This is a genomic window from Aerococcus urinaehominis, from assembly GCF_001543245.1.
Classification (GTDB): Bacteria; Bacillota; Bacilli; order Lactobacillales; family Aerococcaceae; genus Aerococcus; species Aerococcus urinaehominis.
In genome coordinates this window covers 1,108,457-1,130,025 of the sequence record NZ_CP014163.1, presented here as the reverse complement: position 1 = coordinate 1,130,025, position 21,569 = coordinate 1,108,457, and the positions used below count along the sequence as shown (strand labels likewise).

Here is a 21,569-nt window from a genome sequence, read left to right as displayed (position 1 = left end):
TCACTTTACGCATCTAATCACTTAATTGGTCTTTTAAATAAGCATCGATAAAGCCATCTAAGTCCCCATCCACTACCGACTGAGCGTTACCCACCTCATAATCAGTGCGATGGTCCTTGACCATGCTGTATGGGTGGAAGACATAGGACCTTATCTGTGATCCCCAAGCAATTTCACTTTTAACGCCACGGATTTCATCCAGTTCCTGGGCATTTTTCTCCTCTAAAAGGCGAGCTAACTTAGCTTGCAACATCTTCATGGCTGTGTCCCTATTTTGAAATTGGGAACGCTGACTTTGTGAGGCAACGACAATACCAGTTGGTATATGGGTTAAACGGACAGCTGAGGAGGTTTTATTAATATGTTGGCCCCCAGCTCCAGAAGCCCGGAAAACATCCATCTTGATATCATCTTCATTAATATCAATTTCAGTGGTCTGGTCTAGCACCGGCATGACCTCGACTGAGGCAAAAGAGGTATGGCGACGACTATTGGAATCGAAGGGGGAAATCCGGACCAAACGGTGGACACCATGCTCAGACTTCATCATACCGTAAGCATAGTCACCCTTAATTTCCAGAGTAACACTCTTAAGACCTGCCTCATCCCCATCCTGGTAGTCTAGCATATTAGCCCGATAACCATGCTGGTCAGCCCAGCGCTGATACATACGCAAGAGTATGGCTGCCCAATCTTGGGATTCAGTCCCACCAGCACCTGGATGAATTTCTAAATAGCAATCATTATGGTCGTAATCACCGCTTAGGAGCATTTGACGCTCATAAGCGGCCATCTGCCCTTGGAAGTCTTGGGTGGCCTGACTCAGTTCTTGAGCCAACTCTTGGTCATCCTCTTCCTTGACTAGCTCGTACATGGCATCAAGATCTTCCCAACCCGTTAAGAGATCTTTAAGGATTTGGTAAGATGCCTTAGCAGCATTTAAATCAGCAATAGTAGCCTGGGCCTGGGTCTGGTCATCCCAGAAATCAGGGGCCAGCATCTGGTCTTCATAATCAGCAATATCAGCTTCTAGGGCCTCTAAGTCAAAGAGACCCCCTAAAGCTATTTAATTGGTCACGGTTATCATCTAATTGTTTGCGAATTTCATGTAATTCCATCTATTCACCTTCACTATTAAACTTGTTGCCGTTCTAAGTTTTGACGTACTTGTGATTTCATAAAGAGACGGGTCGCATCATACTCAATACCAGCAATCATCTCATTAAAGCGCTCGAAACCTTCTGTCTGATACTCTACCAAAGGATTATTTTGGGCATAGGCGCGTAAACCAACCCCTTGACGCAATTGATCCATCGCATCAATGTGGTCTGTCCAATTAGAGTCAACTGCCCGGAGAATCACAACTTTTTCAAATTCCATAACCATTTCTGGATTATTCATCTCGGTTAATTTTTCATGGAAGCGATCTTCGGCTAAGTCAGTAATATACTGGTTAATCTCCTTGGCATTCTTATTCTCCAAGCTTCCTAGGCTAATATCGTCAGGATGTACCAGTGAAGTTTGAGCAAAATCTAAAATAGCTTGCAAATTCCACTCAGACTTGTTGCCCTCTGTGTATTGGTCTACCACCCGGTCAATCGTCCGGTCAATCATGGCCCACATAATACCATCTAGGGACTCAGTCTCGGTGATAATTTGGTGACGCTGCTTGTAGATAATTTCTCTTTGCTCCCGCATGACCTCATCGTACTCCAAGACATTTTTACGGGTGTCATAGTTGTTACCCTCAACCCGACGTTGGGCTGATTCTACTTGGCGAGAAATCATCCGGTTTTCGATTACCAAATCATCTTCTTCCCCATCAACATTCAGGCTCTCCCACAAGCTTTGAATCCGTTCGGAACCGAAGCGACGCATTAAGTCATCTTCAAGCGATAAATAGAAACGAGAGTAACCAGGGTCCCCTTGGCGACCGGCCCGGCCCCGTAACTGGTCATCAATCCGACGTGACTCGTGACGTTCGGTACCGATAACAGCTAGACCGCCGTTCTCTTTAACGCCTGGACCTAACTTGATATCAGTACCCCGACCAGCCATATTAGTGGCAATAGTCACTGCACCAGGTTGCCCCGCATTTTGAACAATCTCCGCCTCACGCTCATGATTCTTGGCATTCAATACATTATGAGGAATGCCTAACTCGGTTAATTTCCGTGAAAGTAATTCTGAGGTTTCAACAGCTACTGTACCTACTAAAACTGGTTGACCCTGGTCATGACGGTCCTGAATCTCGGCCACAACAGCATTAAACTTAGCATGCAAATTAGGGTACAAGAGGTCATTTTCATCCAAGCGTTGGACAGGCCGGTTAGTTGGGATTTGAATAACATCCATATTATAAATTTCCCGGAACTCCTGCTCTTCTGTTTTAGCCGTACCAGTCATCCCTGCTAACTTTTCATACATACGGAAATAATTCTGGAAGGTAATAGTAGCCATCGTTTTAGACTCATTTTGAATCTCGACATTTTCCTTGGCCTCAATCGCTTGATGGAGGCCATCTGAGTAGCGGCGGCCATCCATAATCCGACCGGTAAAACCATCAACAATTTTCACTTCGCCATCCTGTACTACATAGTCGATATCACGAATCATGATGTAATTGGCACGCAAGGCTGTATCGATATGGTGAATTAAACTACCATTTTCCACATCATAAAGGTTGTCCAAATGGAAAGCAGCTTCAGCCTTTTCAATTCCCTCTTCTGATAGCGCAATCGTTTTAGAAGATACATCAATCGTGTAATCCTCATCGGCTACCAAACTCTTAACAAAATAATCAGCCTTTTGATAAAGGGCTGTAGACTGCTCAGCCTGACCAGAAATAATTAATGGTGTCCGAGCCTCATCAATCAAGATAGAGTCAACCTCATCGACTACCGCATAGAACAGAGGCCGTTGCACCATGTCTTTTTCATAAACGACCATATTATCACGCAAGTAGTCAAAGCCTAATTCGTTGTTGGTTGAATAAGTGACGTCACAGTTGTAGGCTGCTTTTTTCTGCTCTGGGGTCATATCATTAGTATTAAGGCCAACTGTCAAACCTAAAAAGCGGAAAACCTCACCCATATCTTCAGCATCACGCTTAGCTAGGTATTCGTTAACTGTCACCACATGAACACCCTTACCTGTTAGGGCATTAAGATACACGGGCATGGTCTCTGTTAAGGTTTTACCTTCACCCGTTTTCATTTCAGCGATATTACCATAATGTAGGGCTAAGCCCCCCATAATCTGAACATGGTAAGGAAATAGCCCTAATACCCGGCGGGCCGCTTCACGAACAGTTGCAAAGGCCTCTACTAGGACATCATCTAAAGTTTCTCCGTATTGCAGACGGTCCTGAAAAGCTTCTGTCCGATCACGTAATTGGTCATCAGTATAAGCTGCATACTTATCCTCAAGTGCTTCTACTTCCTTAGCCAGTTTGTCAAAACGCTTGAGCTCTTTCTTATCGTTATCAAATATTTTCTTTAATAAATTAGCCACTTTGACTCTCCTCTAAACAATTTAATCCCTCTTATATTATCATTAATTATAACAAATAGGAAACCGTGTCGTTTAATTAATCCGTATTCTCTTAGATTTATTTGCAGAACAAAAAAATCCGGCTAGCCTAGGCCAGCCGGATTAAATATATATTTACTTATTTAGACAATTTCCCCATCAATTTCAATCAAGCCATACTTACCGTTAGCACGTGCATAAACTAGTGATAAATTGCCTTCTTCAGCATCTTCAAAGATAAAGAAATCGTGACCTAACATTTCCATCTGTAAGACAGCTTCCTCAGCAGACATTGGTTTTACACCAATTCGCTTGGTCCGAACAATTTCGATATCCACGTCTTGCTCTTCAACCTCTTCATCTGCTCCAGCAGCAAAAATTAAGTCTTCATTGCCACCTTCCCGTGCTTTACGGTTGATTTTTGTTTTATATTTACGTACTTGACGCTCTAACTTATCAACTACTAAGTCGATACTGCCGTACAAGTCCTGGCTGGTTTCTTCAGCCCGTAAAGTCAGACGATTCAGGGGAATGGTTACCTCTGCCTTAGCATCACGGTTAGGATAAATCTTAGCGTTTACGTAAACAGTACCATCAGGTTCACCTTGGAAATATTTTTCCAATTTACCGATTTTCTTCTCAGCATATTCCCTGATAGCCGGAGTAATCTCAATATTTTCTCCTCGGATATTATATGTAAACATACTTACTCATCCTTTCTATTAGCAAGCCTCAGCCTGCTGAGGCAACTAACTAGTTACCTCTTAATCTACTTATAGTATACACGAAATCGGTTACATTTTCAAATGAAAGCTAACGGGCTAAGGTCAATCCTGATACTTCAACTACCCCAGCTTGACGCAAACATTGGCTAGCTTGATATAGGGTAGCTCCAGTAGTATAAATATCATCAAATAAAAGGACTTTATCTGGCAAACCTTGGATATTACCAGCTAATTTAAAAGGCTGAGCCTGGTGTAGGCGCTCATGACGAGTTTTGAGCGCTTGTTTGCCTGTCTGCTGACTACAACCGACCAAGAGGGGCTGATATGCCAACTTGGAGAAGTTTAAAATAGCCTCGGTCTGGTTAAAGCCACGTTTAGCGCGATTTAAAGGTTGAGAAGGAATGGGCACCAGACAAAAGCCCGGATATTTTTGAAAAACCTGCTGTAGCTGAGGGCCAAAATAACCAGCTAATCGCTGGTCTCCCTTAGCCTTTAGTAGGGTGACCCAAGCTCGAAAGGTATCATTGTAAGCATAGAGGGCTTGATTTTTGAAGTACCAGCCCTGGTCCTGCCAACGACGACAATCCATACACAAACCTTGGTGGGACCGTCCACACTGGGGACAACAGGGTCCTGTTATAGACTGCAAAGCTGTTTGGCAATAGTCACATATCAAAGAAGGTTTAGCTAAAGACCAACTTAAGATTTCTTTTAAGCCAGTGACTTGGCTAATTGCTTCTTGGCACAGTAAGCAATTAGTCATCAATTAGCCCCCTTTGCCTGGCTAATCGGTTCATTGCCGTAATTTGTTTGATAGCCCCACGACTAGCCCGGGTCTTTCCATAATGTAAAAAATAAACCTGGCCAGTCGGCGCACTGGGTTTGCGGCCCACGCGGCCAGCAATTTGGACCAGAGAAGATTGAGTAAAGGTCCGGTCCTCGCTACCAACAATCAGCACATCAATAGCCACGAAGGTGACCCCTCGCTCTAAAATCATAGTTGTCAGCATGAAATCATAGCCTTCATCTCGCATCGTCTGCACCTTATCCGCACGCTTGGTATCCTTTGAGGAAACGCTGGTAAATTTAGCCTGAGGAAAATACCGATGCAAGATGGCTTCTGCCTGACTCATTAGCTGGATATGGGGGAAAAAGATTAGGAAACGTCTTTGAGCTGCTAATTTTGCTTCAATCAAACGATAAAGTAAGCCAGGGAGTCGGCCACGACTAACTTGTTGCCGCCAGTCACCTAGCCATATGTGACGAGGCACAGGCAAGGCATGCCGGTGGTAACGGGCTGGCAAAATAGAGTGAGACAAGCGACCTGATTTGGCTGCTCGAATCATGTCATCACTTGGTGTCGCCGTTAACCAAACTGTTACTCCTACTGCCGTTTGACTGCGTCTAGCCCAAGCCTGTAGCATGGGATTCCCATGGAAGGGAAAAGCATCAATTTCATCAATAATAACTAGGTCAAAAGCCGCCTTAAAATGGACTAATTGATGGGTGGCGCACACCGTAATTGGGGCTAAACGATAGGCCATATCACTTTGGCTATGTGCTAATAAAATATCCAGGTCAGGAAAAGCAGCTTGGATACGAGGAAACAATTCATTAGCAACATCGATACGTGGTGTAGCAATCACTACCCTTAATCCCTGGCAAATCACTTGATCAATCAAGGGGAAGGTCATCTCGGTCTTCCCTGCTCCTGTCACAGCCCAGACCAGGTGATTATTCTGCTGCTTCCAGGCTCGCAATAAATCCTGGGCCCCCTGGTCTTGTTGGGCTGATAATTTTCCAGGCCATTGGCAGTAGCTAGCTGCTTGACCCCAATCATAATAGTCTAAAGCTGGTTGATAATAAAAGTAATCACAAGACCTAATCTTGCCAAATGACAAGCAAGCTAGGCAATAAACACACTCGGTCTGACAGTCACAAAAATTAGCTGCAAACTGATTTTGATCCTGATTTAAACAGCGCTGACAAACATAGCCCCCTTTAGTTCTTTTTATGGCGGCGATACGAATGATTTTGTCATTCTGATTTATATCAGCCTGGTCTAGCTGCTTGGCCAAATGTAGACGTCCAATAAATTTGGTCATAGAAAAAAACCTCCTCCACTTACAGATACGTAAGTTGAGCAGGTTTTTACCGAAATAAAATATAATAAATGCTAGACTTCTTCCAGATCAGCTATCAAGGCTAATCCATAAGCAGATGGGCCGACATGGGTGCCGATTACTGGCGTAATCATTCTTTTTTCAATTACATAATCAGGAAATTGACCCTTTAAATCAGTATAAAGCTGTTGCGAGGCTGAACTAGGCGCAACCTCTAAGAAAGCTAGTTTAACCGGGTAGTCGGCCAAACTTTGACGTGCAATATCTATAATTTTCTGGTTGACTTTGCGCACCGAGCGGATTTTTTCCTTAACTTGAATTTCGCCATCCGTAATCGTAATGAGCGGTTTCACCGATAGTAAGTTACCCAGAGCTGCTGCTGTTGGACTTAACCGGCCGCCCTTGACCAAATAAGATAAATCATCAACAACAAAGTAAATCTGACTCGTTGCCGCCATTTTTTCTAATACAGGCAAAATTTCAGCCAGCTCCTTACCCTGTTGACGTAAGTTCACAGCCGCTTCCACTAACCAAGCATGAGCCTGAGTAGCTGTTTGACTATCAAAAACTACTATATTGACCTGATCATAATCTTGACTCAGCATTTGTGCGGTTTGGAAGGTGCCAGATAATTTTTTTGATAAGGTAATAACCAAAATTTCATCATATTCGCTAGCTAAATCTTCATAAACCTGGCTAACTAAGCCTGCACTAGGCTGAGAGGTTGAAGCCTGCTCGCTCGAACTTGCTAATTTTTGATAAATTTCACTAGCAGCAAGATCTTGGCCTTCTTGGTAGCTAGCATCAGAAAAATTAATGCTTAAAGGCAGGATACTGATATCGTTTGCCTCAATAAATTCCTTTGATAAACCTGCAGTTGAATCAGACACAATTGCAAGTGCCATTCACTCACCTTCTCTCAATCTCGATATTCCTATATTAGCATAATCAGAACAAATACTATACAATAAATTTGATGAGGAGGAGACAACTTGATTGAATATAAAACGATTAAAGGCCCAGGCCAACATGAAATTGATGTACGGGGATCGCAGTTCATCTGCCACCTGGCCCGGGTCTTTTCCGAGGAAGAGGCCAAGGACTTTATAGCTAAGATAAATAAAGAACATTACAAGGCCACCCACAACTGTGTCGCCTACCAAATTGGCGACAATCATGAAATACAGCGGGCCTTAGATGATGGTGAACCCAGTGGGACAGCGGGCGTACCGATGTTGGAAGTACTCAAACAAAATGATCTCCACAATGTCATTACAATCGTCACCCGTTATTTTGGCGGCACCAAACTGGGCGCTGGCGGGCTTATCCGCGCTTATAGTACCGCTGTCAGTGAAGGGCTCAAGGCGGTGGGGCTAGTTGAACGCCAGTTACAAACCGAGCTAGCTGTTACCATTCCCTACAACCTGACTGGTAATATGACCTACTGGGTAGAACAGTCCCCCTACATCCTCCTAGATACCACATATCTAGAAGAGATGACCTATCATTTAGGTATTCCAAGTAGTCAAGTCGACACGGTCCAAGCTGAACTTGTTGATCTAACTAATGATCAAGCAAATTTTAAAATTGGTGACCAAGTTTATGTCGATGTCGATATTCCTTATAAATAATGAGAGTATGAGGGCTGGCCCTTAGAACTGGGGCCTTAGAATAAAAGACGACCAATATCGCAGATATGGTGTCGGGTTTTATGAAAGGGCTTCAGTTCTGCCAGACCGAACCCAACTAAACATGGTGCGAGCGTTGGCGCTTAGACCAGGATCCTTGGAGCAGAAGACAAGCAATATCGTCAGATATTGTCTTGAATTCTGCGAAAGGACGCCTGGTCTGCCAAAGCGAACCCGACTAAACAGGGTGTGAACTTTGGCGCTTAGACCAGGATCCTTGGAGCAGAAGACAAGCAATATCGTCAGATATTGTCTTGAATTCTGCGAAAGGACGCCTGGTCTGCCAAAACGAACCCGACTAAGGGTGCGACAAGAAGCGCCCTGAACTGAATCGTTGGAGCTAGGCAGACCAATATCTGAAAGATATTGCGTCAGCCTAGTGAAACGACTTTAGTTCAGCTTCTTTGCTGTAGCCGTAGCATTTCCAATGCGCACGGATATAGTATGCTATGCTGGAGCCCAACTATGCTGCCAATATTCCTATAAATGCAAGAGCCTGAGACTCATTGTCCCAGGCTCTTTTCTTAATAGTTTAATATTGCCACCAGTCCATATAAATGTTAACCGGTAGCTGGCGCTTGTGCTCGCTAATGCGATAAAGGTGTTCAATGCGGTCTCGATCCTTGTCTGCCACTTCTTGACCTTCTAAATAATCATCGATGGCTTGGTAACTAACCCCTAGGGCATCTTCATCAGCTTGTTGGGGTTTTTCCTCTTCTAAGTCGGCAATCGGTATCTTTTCATACAAGTGGGCTGGGCAGTTAAGATAAATCAGCATTTCTTTACCCTGACGCTTGTTTAAACGCCACAAAGGCATAATATCAGCAGCCCCATCACCAAATTTGGTATAAAATCCAGTGACTGCTTCGGCAGCATGATCAGATCCAACTACCAAACCGTGGCACTCTCCCGCAATGGCAAACTGACTCACCATCCGTTGGCGGGCCTTGATATTCCCCTTGTTAAAATCGGAAACTGATAGACCGGCTGCCTCTAAAGAAGCAACCTGACTATCAACCGCCGGCTTGATATTGACTTCAAAATCTTGATCAGCCTGGATAAAGGCAACCGCATCCCGGGCATCCTGGGCGTCCACTTGCTGGCCATAGGGGAGGCGGACAGCAATGAATTGATAGCTAGCATCCCCTGTTTCCTGGCGGAGTTCGCTAATAGCCATCTGTGATAATTTACCCGCTAAGGTAGAGTCCTGACCACCGGAAATGCCCAGCACGAGACTCTTTATACCAGGAACCGACTTAATATATGCCTTTAAAAAATCGATTGACCGCCTAACCTCTTGGCCAGGATTAATGGTCGGTGCGACCTTCAGGGCTTCAATAATTTCCGCTTGTTTAGACATACTACTCTCCTTTGGTCATCCGCTCAACAGTCGCCTGGACTTCTTGGCGGACCTGAGCGATAGAATCCATCTTCAGATCATAGAGCTGTTGTGACAAATCAACCGGGAAGGGCTCTGGATTCAATAAACGTTTAGTCTCATCCCAATGCCGCGCTAATTCTGCTTGGGAGTCCGCCCTAATTTGATCAAGGCCTGGTTGATCGTATACCAATTCACCCTGGTCAAAAATAGTCACCAATAAAGGCTCTGCTGTAAAGTTCTCAACGGTTTTATTAATATATGGGTAAGTTGGGTGGAACATGAAGAGCTCCTCTAAGTCATTAGGGTCTTCACCATCTAAGCAAATCAAGTCCCCTTCTAATTTAGGAACATTGTGGCCATGGATCCGCCACACTTGTTTTTTACCAGGGGTGGTTGTCTTTTCTGGTGATGAAGACACCTTCATTGTCGGCACTAAGTCACCATTATCATCCTCAATAGCGACTAACTTATATACTGCTCCCAAGGCTGGTTGATCATAGGCAGTAATTAATTGGGTGCCGACCCCCCAAGAATCTACCTTGGCCCCCTGCATCTTCAGATTAAGAATGGTTTTTTCATCTAAGTCATTAGAGGCCACAATAATGGCATCTTCAAATCCGGCATCATCCAACATGGTCCGAATACGCTTAGAGAGATAAGTAATATCACCGGAATCAATCCGGACACCAATAAAGTTAATCTTATCGCCCATTTCTTTGGCTACCCGGATAGCATTAGGCACACCGGAACGGAGTGTATCGTAAGTATCAACCAAAAAGACACAATCACGGTGAGACTCAGCATAGTGTTTGAAAGCCTCATAGTCAGACCGATAAGCTTGGACCATAGCGTGGGCATGGGTCCCGGAAATCGGCACCCCGAAAATCTTGCCCGCCCGGACATTGGACGTTGAATCAAAACCACCAATATAAGCAGCTCGTGACCCCCAAATGGCGGCATCAAGCTCTTGGGCTCGGCGTGCACCAAACTCAGCTAGACTATCACTACCACAAACATTGCGAATGCGCGAGGCCTTAGTAGCAATCAGGGTCTGGAAGTTAATAATATTTAAAATAGCGGTCTCTACGAGTTGGCATTCCGCTAGTTTCCCTTCTACCTGTAACAAGGGCTCATTAGCATAGCAAACCTGACCTTCTTGCATAGACCGGACCGTGCCTTCAAATTTAAAATCTGCTAAATATTGCAGGAAATCTTCTGGATAATCCTGGGTCTGACGTAAGTAAGCAATATCCTGGTCAGTAAAAGACAGATTATTCAAGTAATCAATCACATGTTCTAAACCAGCATAAATCGCATAGCCATTTTCAAAGGGATGTTTTCTGAAATACACTTCAAAAATGGCACGTTGGTCCATATTACCAGCATCCCAGTATACTTTCATCATATTTATTTCATACAAGTCTGTATGTAAGGCTAAATTTTTTTCCATAATCCTCTAACTTCCTCTCTTAGGGAACGACTTATTACTGGTTATTATATCACTAAAGCGGTTTAGTCAAAAGAAAGTGCTACGGCAAAATAAAAACAGAGCCTGGCTGTATCGCTAAGCTCTGTCTTGATGAACTAAATTAATCTAAAAAGTCACTAACTATTCAACTAATTCAATCCGCATATTATTAATTTCTTCTCTAGTGACAGTTGGTTTAGCATTTTCATCAATCCCTGATGAAGAAACCTTATCAAAAAGGATTTTAATGGTCTGCAAGAGAATCTTAAAATCTAAAATCAAATGATACTTCTTAATATAAATCAAGTCAAAATTCAATTTAGAGTTAAAATCGCTGGCATACTTGCCATAAACTTGGGCATAACCCGTAATCCCAGCCCGGACATTATGGCGGAGATAGTAGTGGGGGTTTTGGGCCTGGAACTGGTCAACAAAGAAAGGCCGTTCAGGTCTGGGGCCAATCATGGACATTTCCCCTTTAAGGACATTGATCACCTGAGGCAATTCATCAATCCGGGTCGCTCGAATAAATTTACCAACGGAGGTTACCCGGGAGTCATTTTTAGTGGCAATAACTGGCCCCGACTTGTCCTCGGCTGTAGCGGACATCGATCTGAATTTAAGGATTTCAAATTCCTCCCCGCCCTTAGTAATCCGAGTTTGTCGGTAAAATACCGGTCCAGGCGAGGTCAATTTTACTAGAAGGGCCGTCACTAACATAATTGGGGAAGCGACAATCAGAATGGCAAGGGCCATTAGGATATCCAGTCCCCGTTTGATGAGTTCTTGGTCTGCTGGAATCGCAAAATCAGATGTTTCAATAATCGATTCATCCTCGAAGTTCATGATATTGGGATTAACCATTACCAAGTTTTCAAACTTAGAGTTTAAGAAGAGTTTTTTATTTTCCCGCATTAAGAGGTCATAAATCTTTAGCTTCTCATCCTCATCAATCTGGGAAGCTAGGTAAACAATATCAAATTCATCCAAGCGGGCTTTAACATTCTCGTAATAATCTGACAAAACGACATGGGTGACAATATGTCGGGTTGACTTGGAAGATTTAAAATTAAAGATGGCCGGAAAGACCTCATCTTCCACACCGACAATCATAACCCGTTTAGTCGAGGTATAGCGGCGATAGATATTAAAGACCATAGCCCGGAAACAAAAAAGGATGATGATTGAAACAAAAAAGTCAATCAAGATTACCGTCCGCGGAAAGGCTAGCCAGCGGCCAGCAAAACTGAGTACCATGGTAAAAACAGCCAGCAAGCCCTGAATAATGACGGTAATAAAGAAGAGGTCAGCATGGGTTTTGTTATAAAGAATATAAACGCCAAATAAGAGGTTAAAGATAATAAAAACTATCAAAATCCAACCAATGGCCCCCTGAAAGGCATCAAAATTACGGGCTGGTACATATCGTCCGTAACGCAGGAAGAAGGACAAAATATAGGAAATAAAGAGTAAGAAGGCCTCTAGACCAGCAATGGCTACTCGGTACCAATTTGTCCACCCACCATCTTTTTGCATATAAATCAGCTCCCTACTATTCAAAGTCTAATAATACGGGACAAGGATGGGCAAAACCCATCCTTGTCCCTTTCATTTAGTCTAGCATAGCTATTAGCCTGATTAACTAAATGACTTATAAAATTCACTTAAGTTTCTATTCAGCTGCTTCGCCTGTTGATGTTTCCCCACCTGCTGGTGCCTCACCAGCTCCTGAGTCTGGGGCTGGGGCTGATTCACCTGAATCAGCTGCTGGTGGTTGCGGTTGACTAGGCTCAGTCGGTTGGCTCGCTTCAGGTAGCTCAATTTCTTTCAAACTATCAGCCGGTGGCTCATTGCTCGGTGATGGCTCTGGCGCGGGCGTCGGTGGCTGTTCCTGACTGCTTGCCTGGCTACTAGTGCTTGGACTAGCCTGTGAAGGACGATTAGCCGGTGCTTGCGATTGGCTGTTTCTCCGACTGGCAGGCTGGCTTGGCCGCAAGCTAGGCTGCTGGCTAGATTGAACCGGTGCCTGACTTTCCACTGTTTGACTTTGCTGGTTCAATTCTCTTTGGCGATTTTCAGCTTGACGAGCACGTGCTTCAGCTTCCTGGCGTCGTTTTTCAACTTCTTCTTTAGATAAGCCGCGGTCTTCAGCTTCCTTAACTTCTCGCTCACCGATTAGCTTAGTCAAGTCACGGTCTGCTTCACCGAGAAGACGTAGCAAACGTGCCTTAACATAATTATTATCCATTTTGTTGATTTCTTGGCGCAGGTCGGCTAATTGGTCAGCCAAGTCCTCATAAGTCAGGTCCTTATTCTTCTTCAGGTCTTCGATTTGCTTGTTAACCTCAGTAAAGAGCGCTTCTTGTTGCTTAGCTTGGTCTAAAAGACTAGCGATAACTTTATAGAAACCATCCTCATCAGTATCTTTCAACTGCTTAGCAAAAGCTTTTTCTACTTTTTTAATATCTTTTTCGGTAGCGTTATCTTTTAAACGGACATACTCTAGCATGGTGGCGCCATTCAAAGGTACTTGACCATCAATTTTATCAAATAAATTATTTGTTTGGCTGAGTGCATCAAAACGTGTCTCTAAATCCGCAAACTGGTCTTTAAGTTCCTTATCATCTGCCTTAGCTACTTCTTTACCAACTGCTTCGATCTCATCAGCAGTAATATTCTCCTTAAGAAAGACTTTCGATTCATCATAGTAAAGACTATCTAAACGATCACGTAGTTCAGCATATTTATCAGTTTGGACCAAGCCGGCATTCTTGTCGACATTAATTACCCGCGAGGCATAAACACCCACTGAGGCAATGACGACAACAGCCAAAATCCCCATGATAATAACCAATCCACGGTTGGCCTTTTTTCTTTTAGCCATTCATGTTCACTCCTATTCAAATTTTTATCTCCTATATTGTACCTTGTAAAAGTAAAAAGTAAAAGCTTTTTAGGGTGGGATTAGTTGTGATACTTGGATTAAAAAGAGACAAGCTAGTTTACCACTGACTAAGCTAAAATATTAGTAAATTTAAAAAAGCCTGGGGCATAAGTCCCAGGCTCTCGTTATGATACGAAGTTAGCAGTGTAGTCGGGTTCGCTTTGGCAGGACTGAAGTAACTTCAGAAATTAGTTTCAATAACTTGCAGATATTGGCCTAACTCCTCCCAATGATTCATTCCTGAATGCCAAGTCTCTCACCCTCTTCTAACTATATTAATATTTGGCATTCATGCGCCGCTCATAATGGTTAAGCAGCTTACCTAAGAGGAAGGTAAGAATAAAGTAAAGTACCATAGAGATCAAGAGTGGGATAATCCCGCGGTAGGAAATTGAAGTTACCGCCCGGGTCTGGAAGGTTAGTTCCGCTACCCCAATCGTTGATATAATAGAAGATTCTTTAATTAAGGTAATAAATTCATTACCAAGAGAAGGCCAGATGGACCGCAGTGCTTGCGGGAAAATAATCTTCTGCATGGTAGTCTTTTGATTTAGACCAAGTGACCGGGCTGCCTCAGTCTGTCCCTTATCAACCGCCTGCAAGCCACCCCGAATAATCTCAGACACATAGGCCCCAGAATTAATTGAAATTGCAATCAAACCAGCTGTCAAAGCTGATATTCCGAAGAAACCTCCGACCCCTAAGAACATAAAGAGCACTTGAATCATTAGTGGAGTCCCGCGGATAAATTCCACCATGAAGGTTGCTAGTTGGCTAGCCACCGGTATCTGAGCTAAGCGTAGAATAGCAACCAGGCTACCTAAGACAGTACCCACTAGGATACCAATGAGCGAGACAAAAAGGGTTGTCTTTAATCCTGACCAGAAGTAAGGCCAATAGTCTAACCAAGAGGTTTGCTGGCTATCAGCAATAGCCGCAAAAGCATCTTCCATATAAACATCAATTAAATTATTTTCATGGATTTCATCAATCGACTGATTGATAGCTGCCACTAACTCACTTTCCCCTTTAGGGGCAACCACTGCCTTACCGTTATTTTCATCAACATCAATATCGGTTAGCACGGTTGCTAGGTTATCCTGTTCAGCCGCATGAGCCCCACCGACTGTTTCATCCATCAGGACACCGTCAATTTGGCCGGTACTCAGGGCATTAATTAAGTCTGGGACTTGAGACATGACAAAGACTTCTGCTTGAGGCATCTGGTCTTTAACCAGCTGCTCTTGCATAGTTCCCTGTTGGACACCAATTACCAGGTCGCCTGATGCAAAAGCATCGCCATTGGGAAACTTGTCTTGGTCACTTTTACGGATAACAAAAACTTGGGGAGAAACTTCGTAGACCTTAGAGAAATCCACTGATTTTTGCCGCTCTGGTGTCACTGACATACCAGAGATAATCATATCGATATTGCCCGCTTCTAAAGAAGAAAGTAAAGATGAGAACTCCATCTCAACAATTTCCAGCTTAACCCCTAAATCATCAGCAATTTTTTGTCCAACTGAGACATCGATCCCTTTAACAGTATTTTTACCATTTTCTTGGACGATAAACTCATAAGGTGGGTAGTCAGGTGATAAGCCCATCCGAATAACGCCACGTTTTTTTATGTCTTCTAATAAATTACCTGATTGGGCCTGGCTGCTAGTCTCACTCGCTTGGACTTGTTGACTAATACTAAGACTTAGCCAAGCAAACACCAAGCTCACTACTAAGACAACTAGTCCTAATTTATTAATGATACGCTTCATACTTATTTTTGTCCTTTCCAGGTCTGTTCCTTCATGGCCCGGGCTGATTGCGGCAGACCAAATAATTTAATAAAGCCTTCAGCATCATCTTGAGCATAGATATCATCTTCATCGAAGGTCGCTAGTTCTTCACTATAAAGAGAATATGGGCTGGTCACCCCAGCATCAATAATATTACCCTTGTAGAGCTCTAATTTCACTTGGCCAGTCATATTAACCTGAGTCTGGTCAACAAAGGCTTGAAGAGCTTGCCGTAATGGCGAGAACCACAGGCCATTATAGACTAACTCTGCATACTTCAGGGCCACTTGTTGTTTGTAGTGCATGGTATCACGATCTAAGACAATTTGTTCTAATTTTTGGTGGGCATGGTAGAGGATAGTACCACCAGGTGTTTCATAAACCCCCCGTGACTTCATACCAACCAAGCGATTTTCAACAATATCGAGGATACCAATTCCGTATTTACCACCTAGCTCATTGAGGCTTTCTACTAATTCTAAGGCCGATAATTTTTGACCATCTAGGGCAACTGGGATGCCTTGTTCAAAATCAATGGTCACATAGGCTGACTCATCAGGTGCTTGTTTTGGTGACACACCAAGTTCAAGGATTTTTTCATAGCTAGGTTGCTTACTTGGGTCTTCTAAATCTAGCCCTTCATGAGATAAGTGCCAAAGATTTTCATCCTTAGAATAGTTGGTTTCCCGCGTAATCGGTAGCGGAATGTTATGAGCTTCAGCATATTTAAATTCATCTTCCCGAGACTTAAGATCCCACTCCCGCCAAGGAGCAATAATAGGCATACTTGGATCAAACTCACGGATTCCTAACTCGAAACGCACTTGGTCATTACCCTTCCCAGTGCAACCGTGGGCAATGGCATCACAGCCCTCTTGGTGGGCGATTTCTACCATCCGTTTAGCAATTAAAGGACGTGCGTAAGCAGTTCCTAATAAGTAAGTCCCCTCATATTTAGCACCGGCTTGCATAGCTGGGAAGATATAGTCTTCAATAAATTCTTGGCGTAAATCTTCAATATAAAGTTTGCTAGCACCTGAATTGTGGGCCTTTTCTTCAACAGCAGCCCAATCTTCTTCCTGGCCGACATTACCAGTCATACCAATCACTTCACAGTCACCATAATTTTCCTTTAACCAAGGAATAATGACAGATGTGTCTAAACCGCCTGAATAGGCTAATAATACTTTTTTAAATTGTTTCTTAGTCATGGTTACTTCCTCCGTTTTCTCTTTTATATACAAAAAGAACCCCCTCAATAAGAGGCGGGTTCTTCCCACGATACCACTCTTGTTTATAGACACTAGGCCTATAATCTCGAAAATTTTAACGCATTTCTGCGAATCCGGCTATGATTTGACCGGACCATCTCCACAATGCAGTTCACAAACGCTCTGGGTAAGCTCTCACCAGTCCTTACCTCGCTAATCGAGTTGACGCCTGCTACTCTTTGCTTCATAGATGTTCAATATTTATATGTCTGATTATAGTTTAGCTTTCCTTAAAAAGTCAAGCCTGGGAGCAACTTTATTGCTGGCTCAAATCAAGGCCAAAATAACTTGTGACTGCCTTAATATGGTCCTTGACCCGCTCTGGGGCTGGTCCACCTGGCACATTACGACGAAAAGTGCAATTCTTCAGATCAATGGCATCATAAATATCTTCCTCAAATTGACGATTGAATTGCTTGTACTCAGCCACACTTAAACTCTCCAAAGTCTCATCATTTTCAATACAGTATTGGATAATGTCACCGGTTTGCTGGTAAGCATCTCTAAACGGTACACCCTTGGCCGCTAGATAGTCAGCACAGTCTGTCGCATTGATGAAACCTTGTCCCGCTGCTGCATACATCACATCCTCATTAACGACTGTTTCTGCCAGCATCGCTGGAATTAGGGAAATCATGGCTTTCATAGTATCAATCCCATCAAAAAGCCGCTCTTTTTCTTCTTGAATATCTTTGTTATAGGCTAAAGGAATCCCCTTCATGATGGTTAAAACTGCCATCAGGTCGCCAAAGACCCGACCTGTTTTGCCCCGCATCAACTCATGAATGTCAGCATTCTTCTTCTGAGGCATAATCGAAGACCCTGTTGAAAAAGTATCCTTGAGGCTAATAAAATTAAACTCTTGTGAGGTCCAAATAATTGTTTCTTCCGCATAGCGACTCAGGTGCATACTCATGATTGACAAGGCTGATAAGAGCTCGATTGAGTAATCGCGATCAGATACTGCATCCAAAGAATTATCAGCATAGTCAGTAAAACCTAGCGAAAAAGCGGTAAAGTCACGATCTAAAGGAAAGGTGGAAGTAGCCAGGGCCCCTGCTCCTAAAGGCATACCCGCTGAAATCCGTTTTTTAACATCTTGGAGGCGGTCATAATCTCGAAAGAGCATCTCCACATAAGCCATTAAATAATGCGCATAAGTAATCGGTTGCGCCCTCTGTAGGTGGGTATAGCCTGGCATAATGGTCTCTAAATGATGGTTAGCCTTATCACAAAAGGCTAAAATGGCATCAGATAATTTTTCTGACAAGATATCAATTTCATCCATGCAATAAATCTTAAGCGCAGTTGCTACCTGATCATTACGTGACCGGCCGGTATGAATTTTTTTACCAGTTGATCCTAGCCGTCTAGTGAGTTCTGCTTCAATAAAGCTATGGATATCCTCTTCATCATAGTCAATGGCTAACTGGCCTTCTGCATATTCCTTACGCATTTTGCGCAATTCTTGAAGCAGGTCTTCTGCCTCCTCTTGTAGAATAATTTGCTGGCGCCCCAGCATCTCAGCATGTGCCATACTCCCACGTAGGTCAGCATCCAAGAGTCGGTCATCGATGTGGATCGACTGGTTGAAATTATAAGCCTGGTTGGACATTGCATCATGAAATTTATTAGACCAAATTGCCAATTGTGCCACTCCTTTAAAAATCAATTATTTTTCTTATTTTAGCAAATCTTCTCGGTAAAACAAAGCTAGGTTAAGCCCGGTACTTACTCTGATCTCGCTTCTCTAAAAGCGCTACTAGACGCCCTAAGGTAAAGGTTAGGATAAAATAAATTACCATAGCGATTAGTAAGGGAATAATCCCCTGGTAAGTCAAACTGGTAACCGCCCGGGTTTGGAAGGTCAACTCCGCAATACCGATAGTTGAAACTAAGGATGATTCTTTAATCAAAGTAATAAACTCATTAGCCAGGGCCGGCCAAATTGCTCTTAAGGATTGCGGGAATACCACCTTTTTCATGGTCGGCCAATAACCTAAACCCAAGGACCGGGCTGATTCTGCCTGGCCAGCATCCACTCCATTAATGCCACCTCTAATAATTTCGCAAATATAGGCCCCCGCATTGAGAGAAATTGCGATTAGTCCCGCCACAAGCGGTGACCAACCAAATAGGCCACCTAGACCTAAAAAAGCAAAAAGAACTTGTACCATCAGTGGCGTCCCTCGAATAAAGGCAACATAGGCACTTGCCAAGCCCTGTAAGATTTTTAATTGAGAGAGCCGGGCTAGAGCCAGGCCGACACCTAAAATAGAGCCGGCCAGCACAGAGACTGCCGAAACTAAGAGGGTCATCTTTAATCCATCCCAGAAATAAGGCGCATAGGCTAGCCAGGTGTTTTCCTGGTTGTCACGAATCAATTGATAAGCATCTTCTAGCCACTGATCAATTTGTCCAGAAGCCAGACTATCACCAATTACTTGGTCCATGACCGCGACTAAGTCAGATTGGTCTTTTTTTGTCATCAAGGAAACGCCAACTAGGGTATCTTCATCTTCTATGCCAGAAGCCACGGCAGCCAAATTATCATGTTCGGCAACATAGGCACCTGATACCGAAGTATCCATAAGGACGCCATCGATATTGCCAGCCTGGAGAGATGAAATTAAGTCAGCCCAAGACCGGAGTACTACCATTTCGGCCTCAGGCATATAGGTTTTAACCAAATTTTCTTGCAAGGTGCCAACCATAACACCCATTTTTAAATGCTTTTGATTAAAAGCCTGATAGTCTGAGATTTGTTCCTCTTCACCCTTACGAATAACAATGGCTTGAGGCTCTTTGACATAGGGGATAGAAAAATCACCGGACTTTTTCCGTTCCTCTGTTGCGCTTAGGCCTGACCCAATCATATCAATCGATCCAGACTCTAAGGCCGGAATCAGAGAATCAAACTCCATGGGTACAATTTCTAACTGGACACCTAATTCATCGGCAATAGCCTGGCCCAGGAAAATATCTAGACCGACTACCTTGTTTTCACCATTTTCTAACACCGTGAACTCATAAGGTGCATAACCAGGTGCTGTCCCATAACGCAGGCTACCCCGGTCTTTAATTTCAGCTAATAAGTTGTTTTCCTGGGCTTGAACAGGTCGGCTAGCCAAAAATACTCCCTGTACCACCGTTGCCACTAGGGCTAACCAAATAATAATCTTCTTTAACTTCACCATGGTTATCATCCTTTCTATATCTATGTCACAAAAAAAGTCCGCCTCTTGTTAAGAGGCGGACTAATCCACGATACCACTCTACTTGATAGGTTAAACTAATTAACCAATCATCTCATTTGCGTAACGCTATCAGCGGGTTAACCTAAAAGATTTCAGCTAACCATCTAAGCAATGCGGTTCATTAATTTTACCAGGAGGCCTTCCACCAACACCTCTCGCTAAACCAGCGCCATTAACTACTCTTTGCTTCATAGACTTTATAAATATTAAGATTGCATTAATTATAGAGTTGGGGCCTTGAAAAGTCAATTTTTATTTTATGTGCTATAATCTAACCAATAAAAATTAATTCAACAGATTCAGAAAGTAGGTTAGCCCATGTTCAAACATACTATTGTTCGCAAACCCAGTCCTAGTATTAGCCAAGGGATTAGCAGTGCCAATCTAGGTCAACCCGACTATCAAAAGGCACTTGCCCAGCATGAAAAATATGTCCAAGCGCTTAAAGAAACTGGGGTCGATGTCACAGTCTTAGAAGCCCAAAATGACTTTCCTGACGCCTGTTTTGTGGAGGATGTTGCTCTCTGTACCAGTGAATGCGCCATTATTACCCGACCTGGTGCGGCTAGCCGCCAGGATGAAAGCCAACTAAGTGATATGCGCCGAGCCCTCCACCATTTTTATGACCACGTCGAGGAAATTCAAGCGCCCGGTACCATCGAAGGTGGTGACATCATGATGGTTGGTAATCACTACTATATCGGTCTATCAGACCGGACTAACCAGGCAGGTGCTGACCAAATGATTAGCCTCTTAGAAGAATATGGCCTATCCGGTTCCGTAGTAGCCATGGATGAAATGCTTCACTTAAAAACTGGGGTAAATTTCATTCCTGAAAATACAGTCTTAGTTGCAGGTGAATTTCAAGACCGTCCTGAGTTTGCTGACTTCAAACAAATTTTAATTGAAGAAGATGAGGCCTATGCGGCTAACAGTGTTTGGATTAACGATTATGTTTTAGTTCCTGCTGGCTATCCTAAAACTAGAGAAAAAATTGCCCAACTGGGTTACCAGATTATCGAAGTAGATACCTCTGAATTTCGTAAAATCGATGGCGGCTTAAGCTGTTTGTCGCTTCGTTTTTAGCCCTGATAGTTTTTTTCGATAACAAATAACCGAAAAATCAACTTGCACTTTTTCGTATTTAATGCTTATAATAATACAAACTTTATACTTGTCGATGAAGCAAAGAGTAGTAAAAGCTAACTAGCCTAGCGAGGAAGATTTGGTGGAAGCTTCCCTAGTCCTTTTATGAACCGCCTTGCTTGGATAATTTGGTGAATCTAGTAGCCAAGTTCGCCCACTAGCGTTATCAGTTTGAGTATAGTGTTTACTATGAAAAAGAGTGGTACCGTGGACCCCCGCCTCTTAGAGGTGGGGGTCTTTTG

General features: G+C 43.4%; 16 protein-coding genes and 3 other annotated features. Of the genes, 2 read left to right on the top strand and 14 right to left on the bottom strand.

From position 1 onward, the window contains the following. Nucleotides 1-13: 13 nt before the first annotated feature. The 6 genes from prfB to AWM75_RS05135 all read right to left on the bottom strand — a co-directional run bounded on the left by prfB (nucleotide 14) and on the right by AWM75_RS05135 (nucleotide 7,284). Nucleotides 14-1,118 (bottom strand): peptide chain release factor 2 gene (gene prfB, locus AWM75_RS05160; protein WP_200778319.1). Its coding sequence is split into 2 segments (ribosomal slippage): nucleotides 14-1,045 and nucleotides 1,047-1,118, totalling 1,104 coding nucleotides; the frame shifts between segments, so codons are not numbered across the junction. Between the two features lie 16 nt (nucleotides 1,119-1,134). Then, a complete protein-coding gene (gene secA, locus AWM75_RS05155; RefSeq protein ID WP_067979117.1) occupies nucleotides 1,135-3,513 on the bottom strand; it encodes a preprotein translocase subunit SecA in 2,379 nt (792 codons plus the stop codon). 161 nt (nucleotides 3,514-3,674) lie between these two features. Then, complete coding sequence (gene hpf, locus AWM75_RS05150) at nucleotides 3,675-4,235, bottom strand: ribosome hibernation-promoting factor, HPF/YfiA family (protein ID WP_067979115.1); 561 nt, start codon at nucleotides 4,233-4,235, stop codon at nucleotides 3,675-3,677. A 109-nt stretch (nucleotides 4,236-4,344) separates the two neighbouring features. Continuing rightward, a complete protein-coding gene (locus AWM75_RS05145) occupies nucleotides 4,345-5,019 on the bottom strand; it encodes a ComF family protein (protein ID WP_067979113.1) in 675 nt (224 codons plus the stop codon). Further along, complete coding sequence (locus AWM75_RS05140) at nucleotides 5,012-6,361, bottom strand: ATP-dependent helicase ComFA (protein ID WP_067979110.1); 1,350 nt, start codon at nucleotides 6,359-6,361, stop codon at nucleotides 5,012-5,014. Before AWM75_RS05140 ends, AWM75_RS05145 begins: the two co-directional genes overlap by 8 nt. A 71-nt stretch (nucleotides 6,362-6,432) precedes the next feature. Then, the gene (locus tag AWM75_RS05135) at nucleotides 6,433-7,284 is read right to left on the bottom strand and encodes a DegV family protein (RefSeq protein WP_067979109.1); all 852 of its coding nucleotides are present in this window, start codon (nucleotides 7,282-7,284) and stop codon (nucleotides 6,433-6,435) included. A gap of 87 nt (nucleotides 7,285-7,371) precedes the next feature. Between AWM75_RS05135 and AWM75_RS05130 the strand changes: the two genes are divergently transcribed. Beyond that, entirely contained in the window at nucleotides 7,372-8,010 is a 639-nt protein-coding gene (locus tag AWM75_RS05130) for a YigZ family protein (RefSeq protein ID WP_067979106.1), read from the top strand. A gap of 589 nt (nucleotides 8,011-8,599) precedes the next feature. On the opposite strand, the gene nadE is transcribed toward AWM75_RS05130, so the two are convergent. From nadE to AWM75_RS05090, 8 genes are all read right to left on the bottom strand, one after another. Then, entirely contained in the window at nucleotides 8,600-9,427 is an 828-nt protein-coding gene (gene nadE, locus AWM75_RS05125; RefSeq protein WP_067979103.1) for an ammonia-dependent NAD(+) synthetase, read from the bottom strand. A gap of 1 nt (nucleotide 9,428) precedes the next feature. After that, nucleotides 9,429-10,898 carry a nicotinate phosphoribosyltransferase gene (locus AWM75_RS05120; protein ID WP_067979100.1) on the bottom strand — a complete coding sequence of 490 codons (1,470 nt, stop codon included), beginning with the start codon at nucleotides 10,896-10,898 and terminating at the stop codon, nucleotides 9,429-9,431. 159 nt (nucleotides 10,899-11,057) lie between these two features. Beyond that, nucleotides 11,058-12,452 carry a sugar transferase gene (locus AWM75_RS05115; protein ID WP_067979097.1) on the bottom strand — a complete coding sequence of 465 codons (1,395 nt, stop codon included), beginning with the start codon at nucleotides 12,450-12,452 and terminating at the stop codon, nucleotides 11,058-11,060. Between the two features lie 136 nt (nucleotides 12,453-12,588). Beyond that, nucleotides 12,589-13,800, bottom strand: a complete 1,212-nt coding sequence (locus AWM75_RS05110) for a hypothetical protein (protein ID WP_067979093.1) — start codon at nucleotides 13,798-13,800, stop codon at nucleotides 12,589-12,591. A gap of 335 nt (nucleotides 13,801-14,135) precedes the next feature. Next, complete coding sequence (locus AWM75_RS05105) at nucleotides 14,136-15,632, bottom strand: ABC transporter substrate-binding protein/permease (protein ID WP_067979089.1); 1,497 nt, start codon at nucleotides 15,630-15,632, stop codon at nucleotides 14,136-14,138. Nucleotides 15,633-15,634: 2 nt separating this feature from the next. Continuing rightward, nucleotides 15,635-16,864 carry an argininosuccinate synthase gene (locus tag AWM75_RS05100; RefSeq protein ID WP_067979085.1) on the bottom strand — a complete coding sequence of 410 codons (1,230 nt, stop codon included), beginning with the start codon at nucleotides 16,862-16,864 and terminating at the stop codon, nucleotides 15,635-15,637. Between the two features lie 47 nt (nucleotides 16,865-16,911). Then, nucleotides 16,912-17,121: a binding site (T-box leader), on the bottom strand. Nucleotides 17,122-17,180: 59 nt separating this feature from the next. Continuing rightward, nucleotides 17,181-18,572, bottom strand: a complete 1,392-nt coding sequence (argH, locus tag AWM75_RS05095) for an argininosuccinate lyase (RefSeq protein WP_067979082.1) — start codon at nucleotides 18,570-18,572, stop codon at nucleotides 17,181-17,183. 70 nt (nucleotides 18,573-18,642) lie between these two features. Then, complete coding sequence (locus AWM75_RS05090; protein ID WP_067979079.1) at nucleotides 18,643-20,121, bottom strand: ABC transporter substrate-binding protein/permease; 1,479 nt, start codon at nucleotides 20,119-20,121, stop codon at nucleotides 18,643-18,645. Between the two features lie 48 nt (nucleotides 20,122-20,169). Then, nucleotides 20,170-20,382 (bottom strand) — a binding site (T-box leader). Between the two features lie 117 nt (nucleotides 20,383-20,499). On the opposite strand from AWM75_RS05090, the gene AWM75_RS05085 reads away from it, so the two are divergent. Further along, nucleotides 20,500-21,267 carry a dimethylarginine dimethylaminohydrolase family protein gene (locus AWM75_RS05085; protein WP_067979076.1) on the top strand — a complete coding sequence of 256 codons (768 nt, stop codon included), beginning with the start codon at nucleotides 20,500-20,502 and terminating at the stop codon, nucleotides 21,265-21,267. A gap of 85 nt (nucleotides 21,268-21,352) precedes the next feature. Beyond that, nucleotides 21,353-21,553 (top strand) — a binding site (T-box leader). The last annotated feature ends 16 nt before the right edge of the window (nucleotides 21,554-21,569 follow it).

Coding starts and splice junctions, on each gene's coding strand:
- hpf (WP_067979115.1), bottom strand. CDS start 4,235: ATGTTTACATATAATATCCGAGGAGAAAATATTGAGATTACTCCGGCT.
- AWM75_RS05145 (WP_067979113.1), bottom strand. CDS start 5,019: ATGACTAATTGCTTACTGTGCCAAGAAGCAATTAGCCAAGTCACTGGC.
- AWM75_RS05140 (WP_067979110.1), bottom strand. CDS start 6,361: ATGACCAAATTTATTGGACGTCTACATTTGGCCAAGCAGCTAGACCAG.
- AWM75_RS05135 (WP_067979109.1), bottom strand. CDS start 7,284: ATGGCACTTGCAATTGTGTCTGATTCAACTGCAGGTTTATCAAAGGAA.
- nadE (WP_067979103.1), bottom strand. CDS start 9,427: ATGTCTAAACAAGCGGAAATTATTGAAGCCCTGAAGGTCGCACCGACC.
- AWM75_RS05120 (WP_067979100.1), bottom strand. CDS start 10,898: ATGGAAAAAAATTTAGCCTTACATACAGACTTGTATGAAATAAATATG.
- AWM75_RS05115 (WP_067979097.1), bottom strand. CDS start 12,452: ATGCAAAAAGATGGTGGGTGGACAAATTGGTACCGAGTAGCCATTGCT.
- AWM75_RS05110 (WP_067979093.1), bottom strand. CDS start 13,800: ATGGCTAAAAGAAAAAAGGCCAACCGTGGATTGGTTATTATCATGGGG.
- AWM75_RS05105 (WP_067979089.1), bottom strand. CDS start 15,632: ATGAAGCGTATCATTAATAAATTAGGACTAGTTGTCTTAGTAGTGAGC.
- AWM75_RS05100 (WP_067979085.1), bottom strand. CDS start 16,864: ATGACTAAGAAACAATTTAAAAAAGTATTATTAGCCTATTCAGGCGGT.
- AWM75_RS05090 (WP_067979079.1), bottom strand. CDS start 20,121: ATGGTGAAGTTAAAGAAGATTATTATTTGGTTAGCCCTAGTGGCAACG.
- AWM75_RS05085 (WP_067979076.1), top strand. CDS start 20,500: ATGTTCAAACATACTATTGTTCGCAAACCCAGTCCTAGTATTAGCCAA.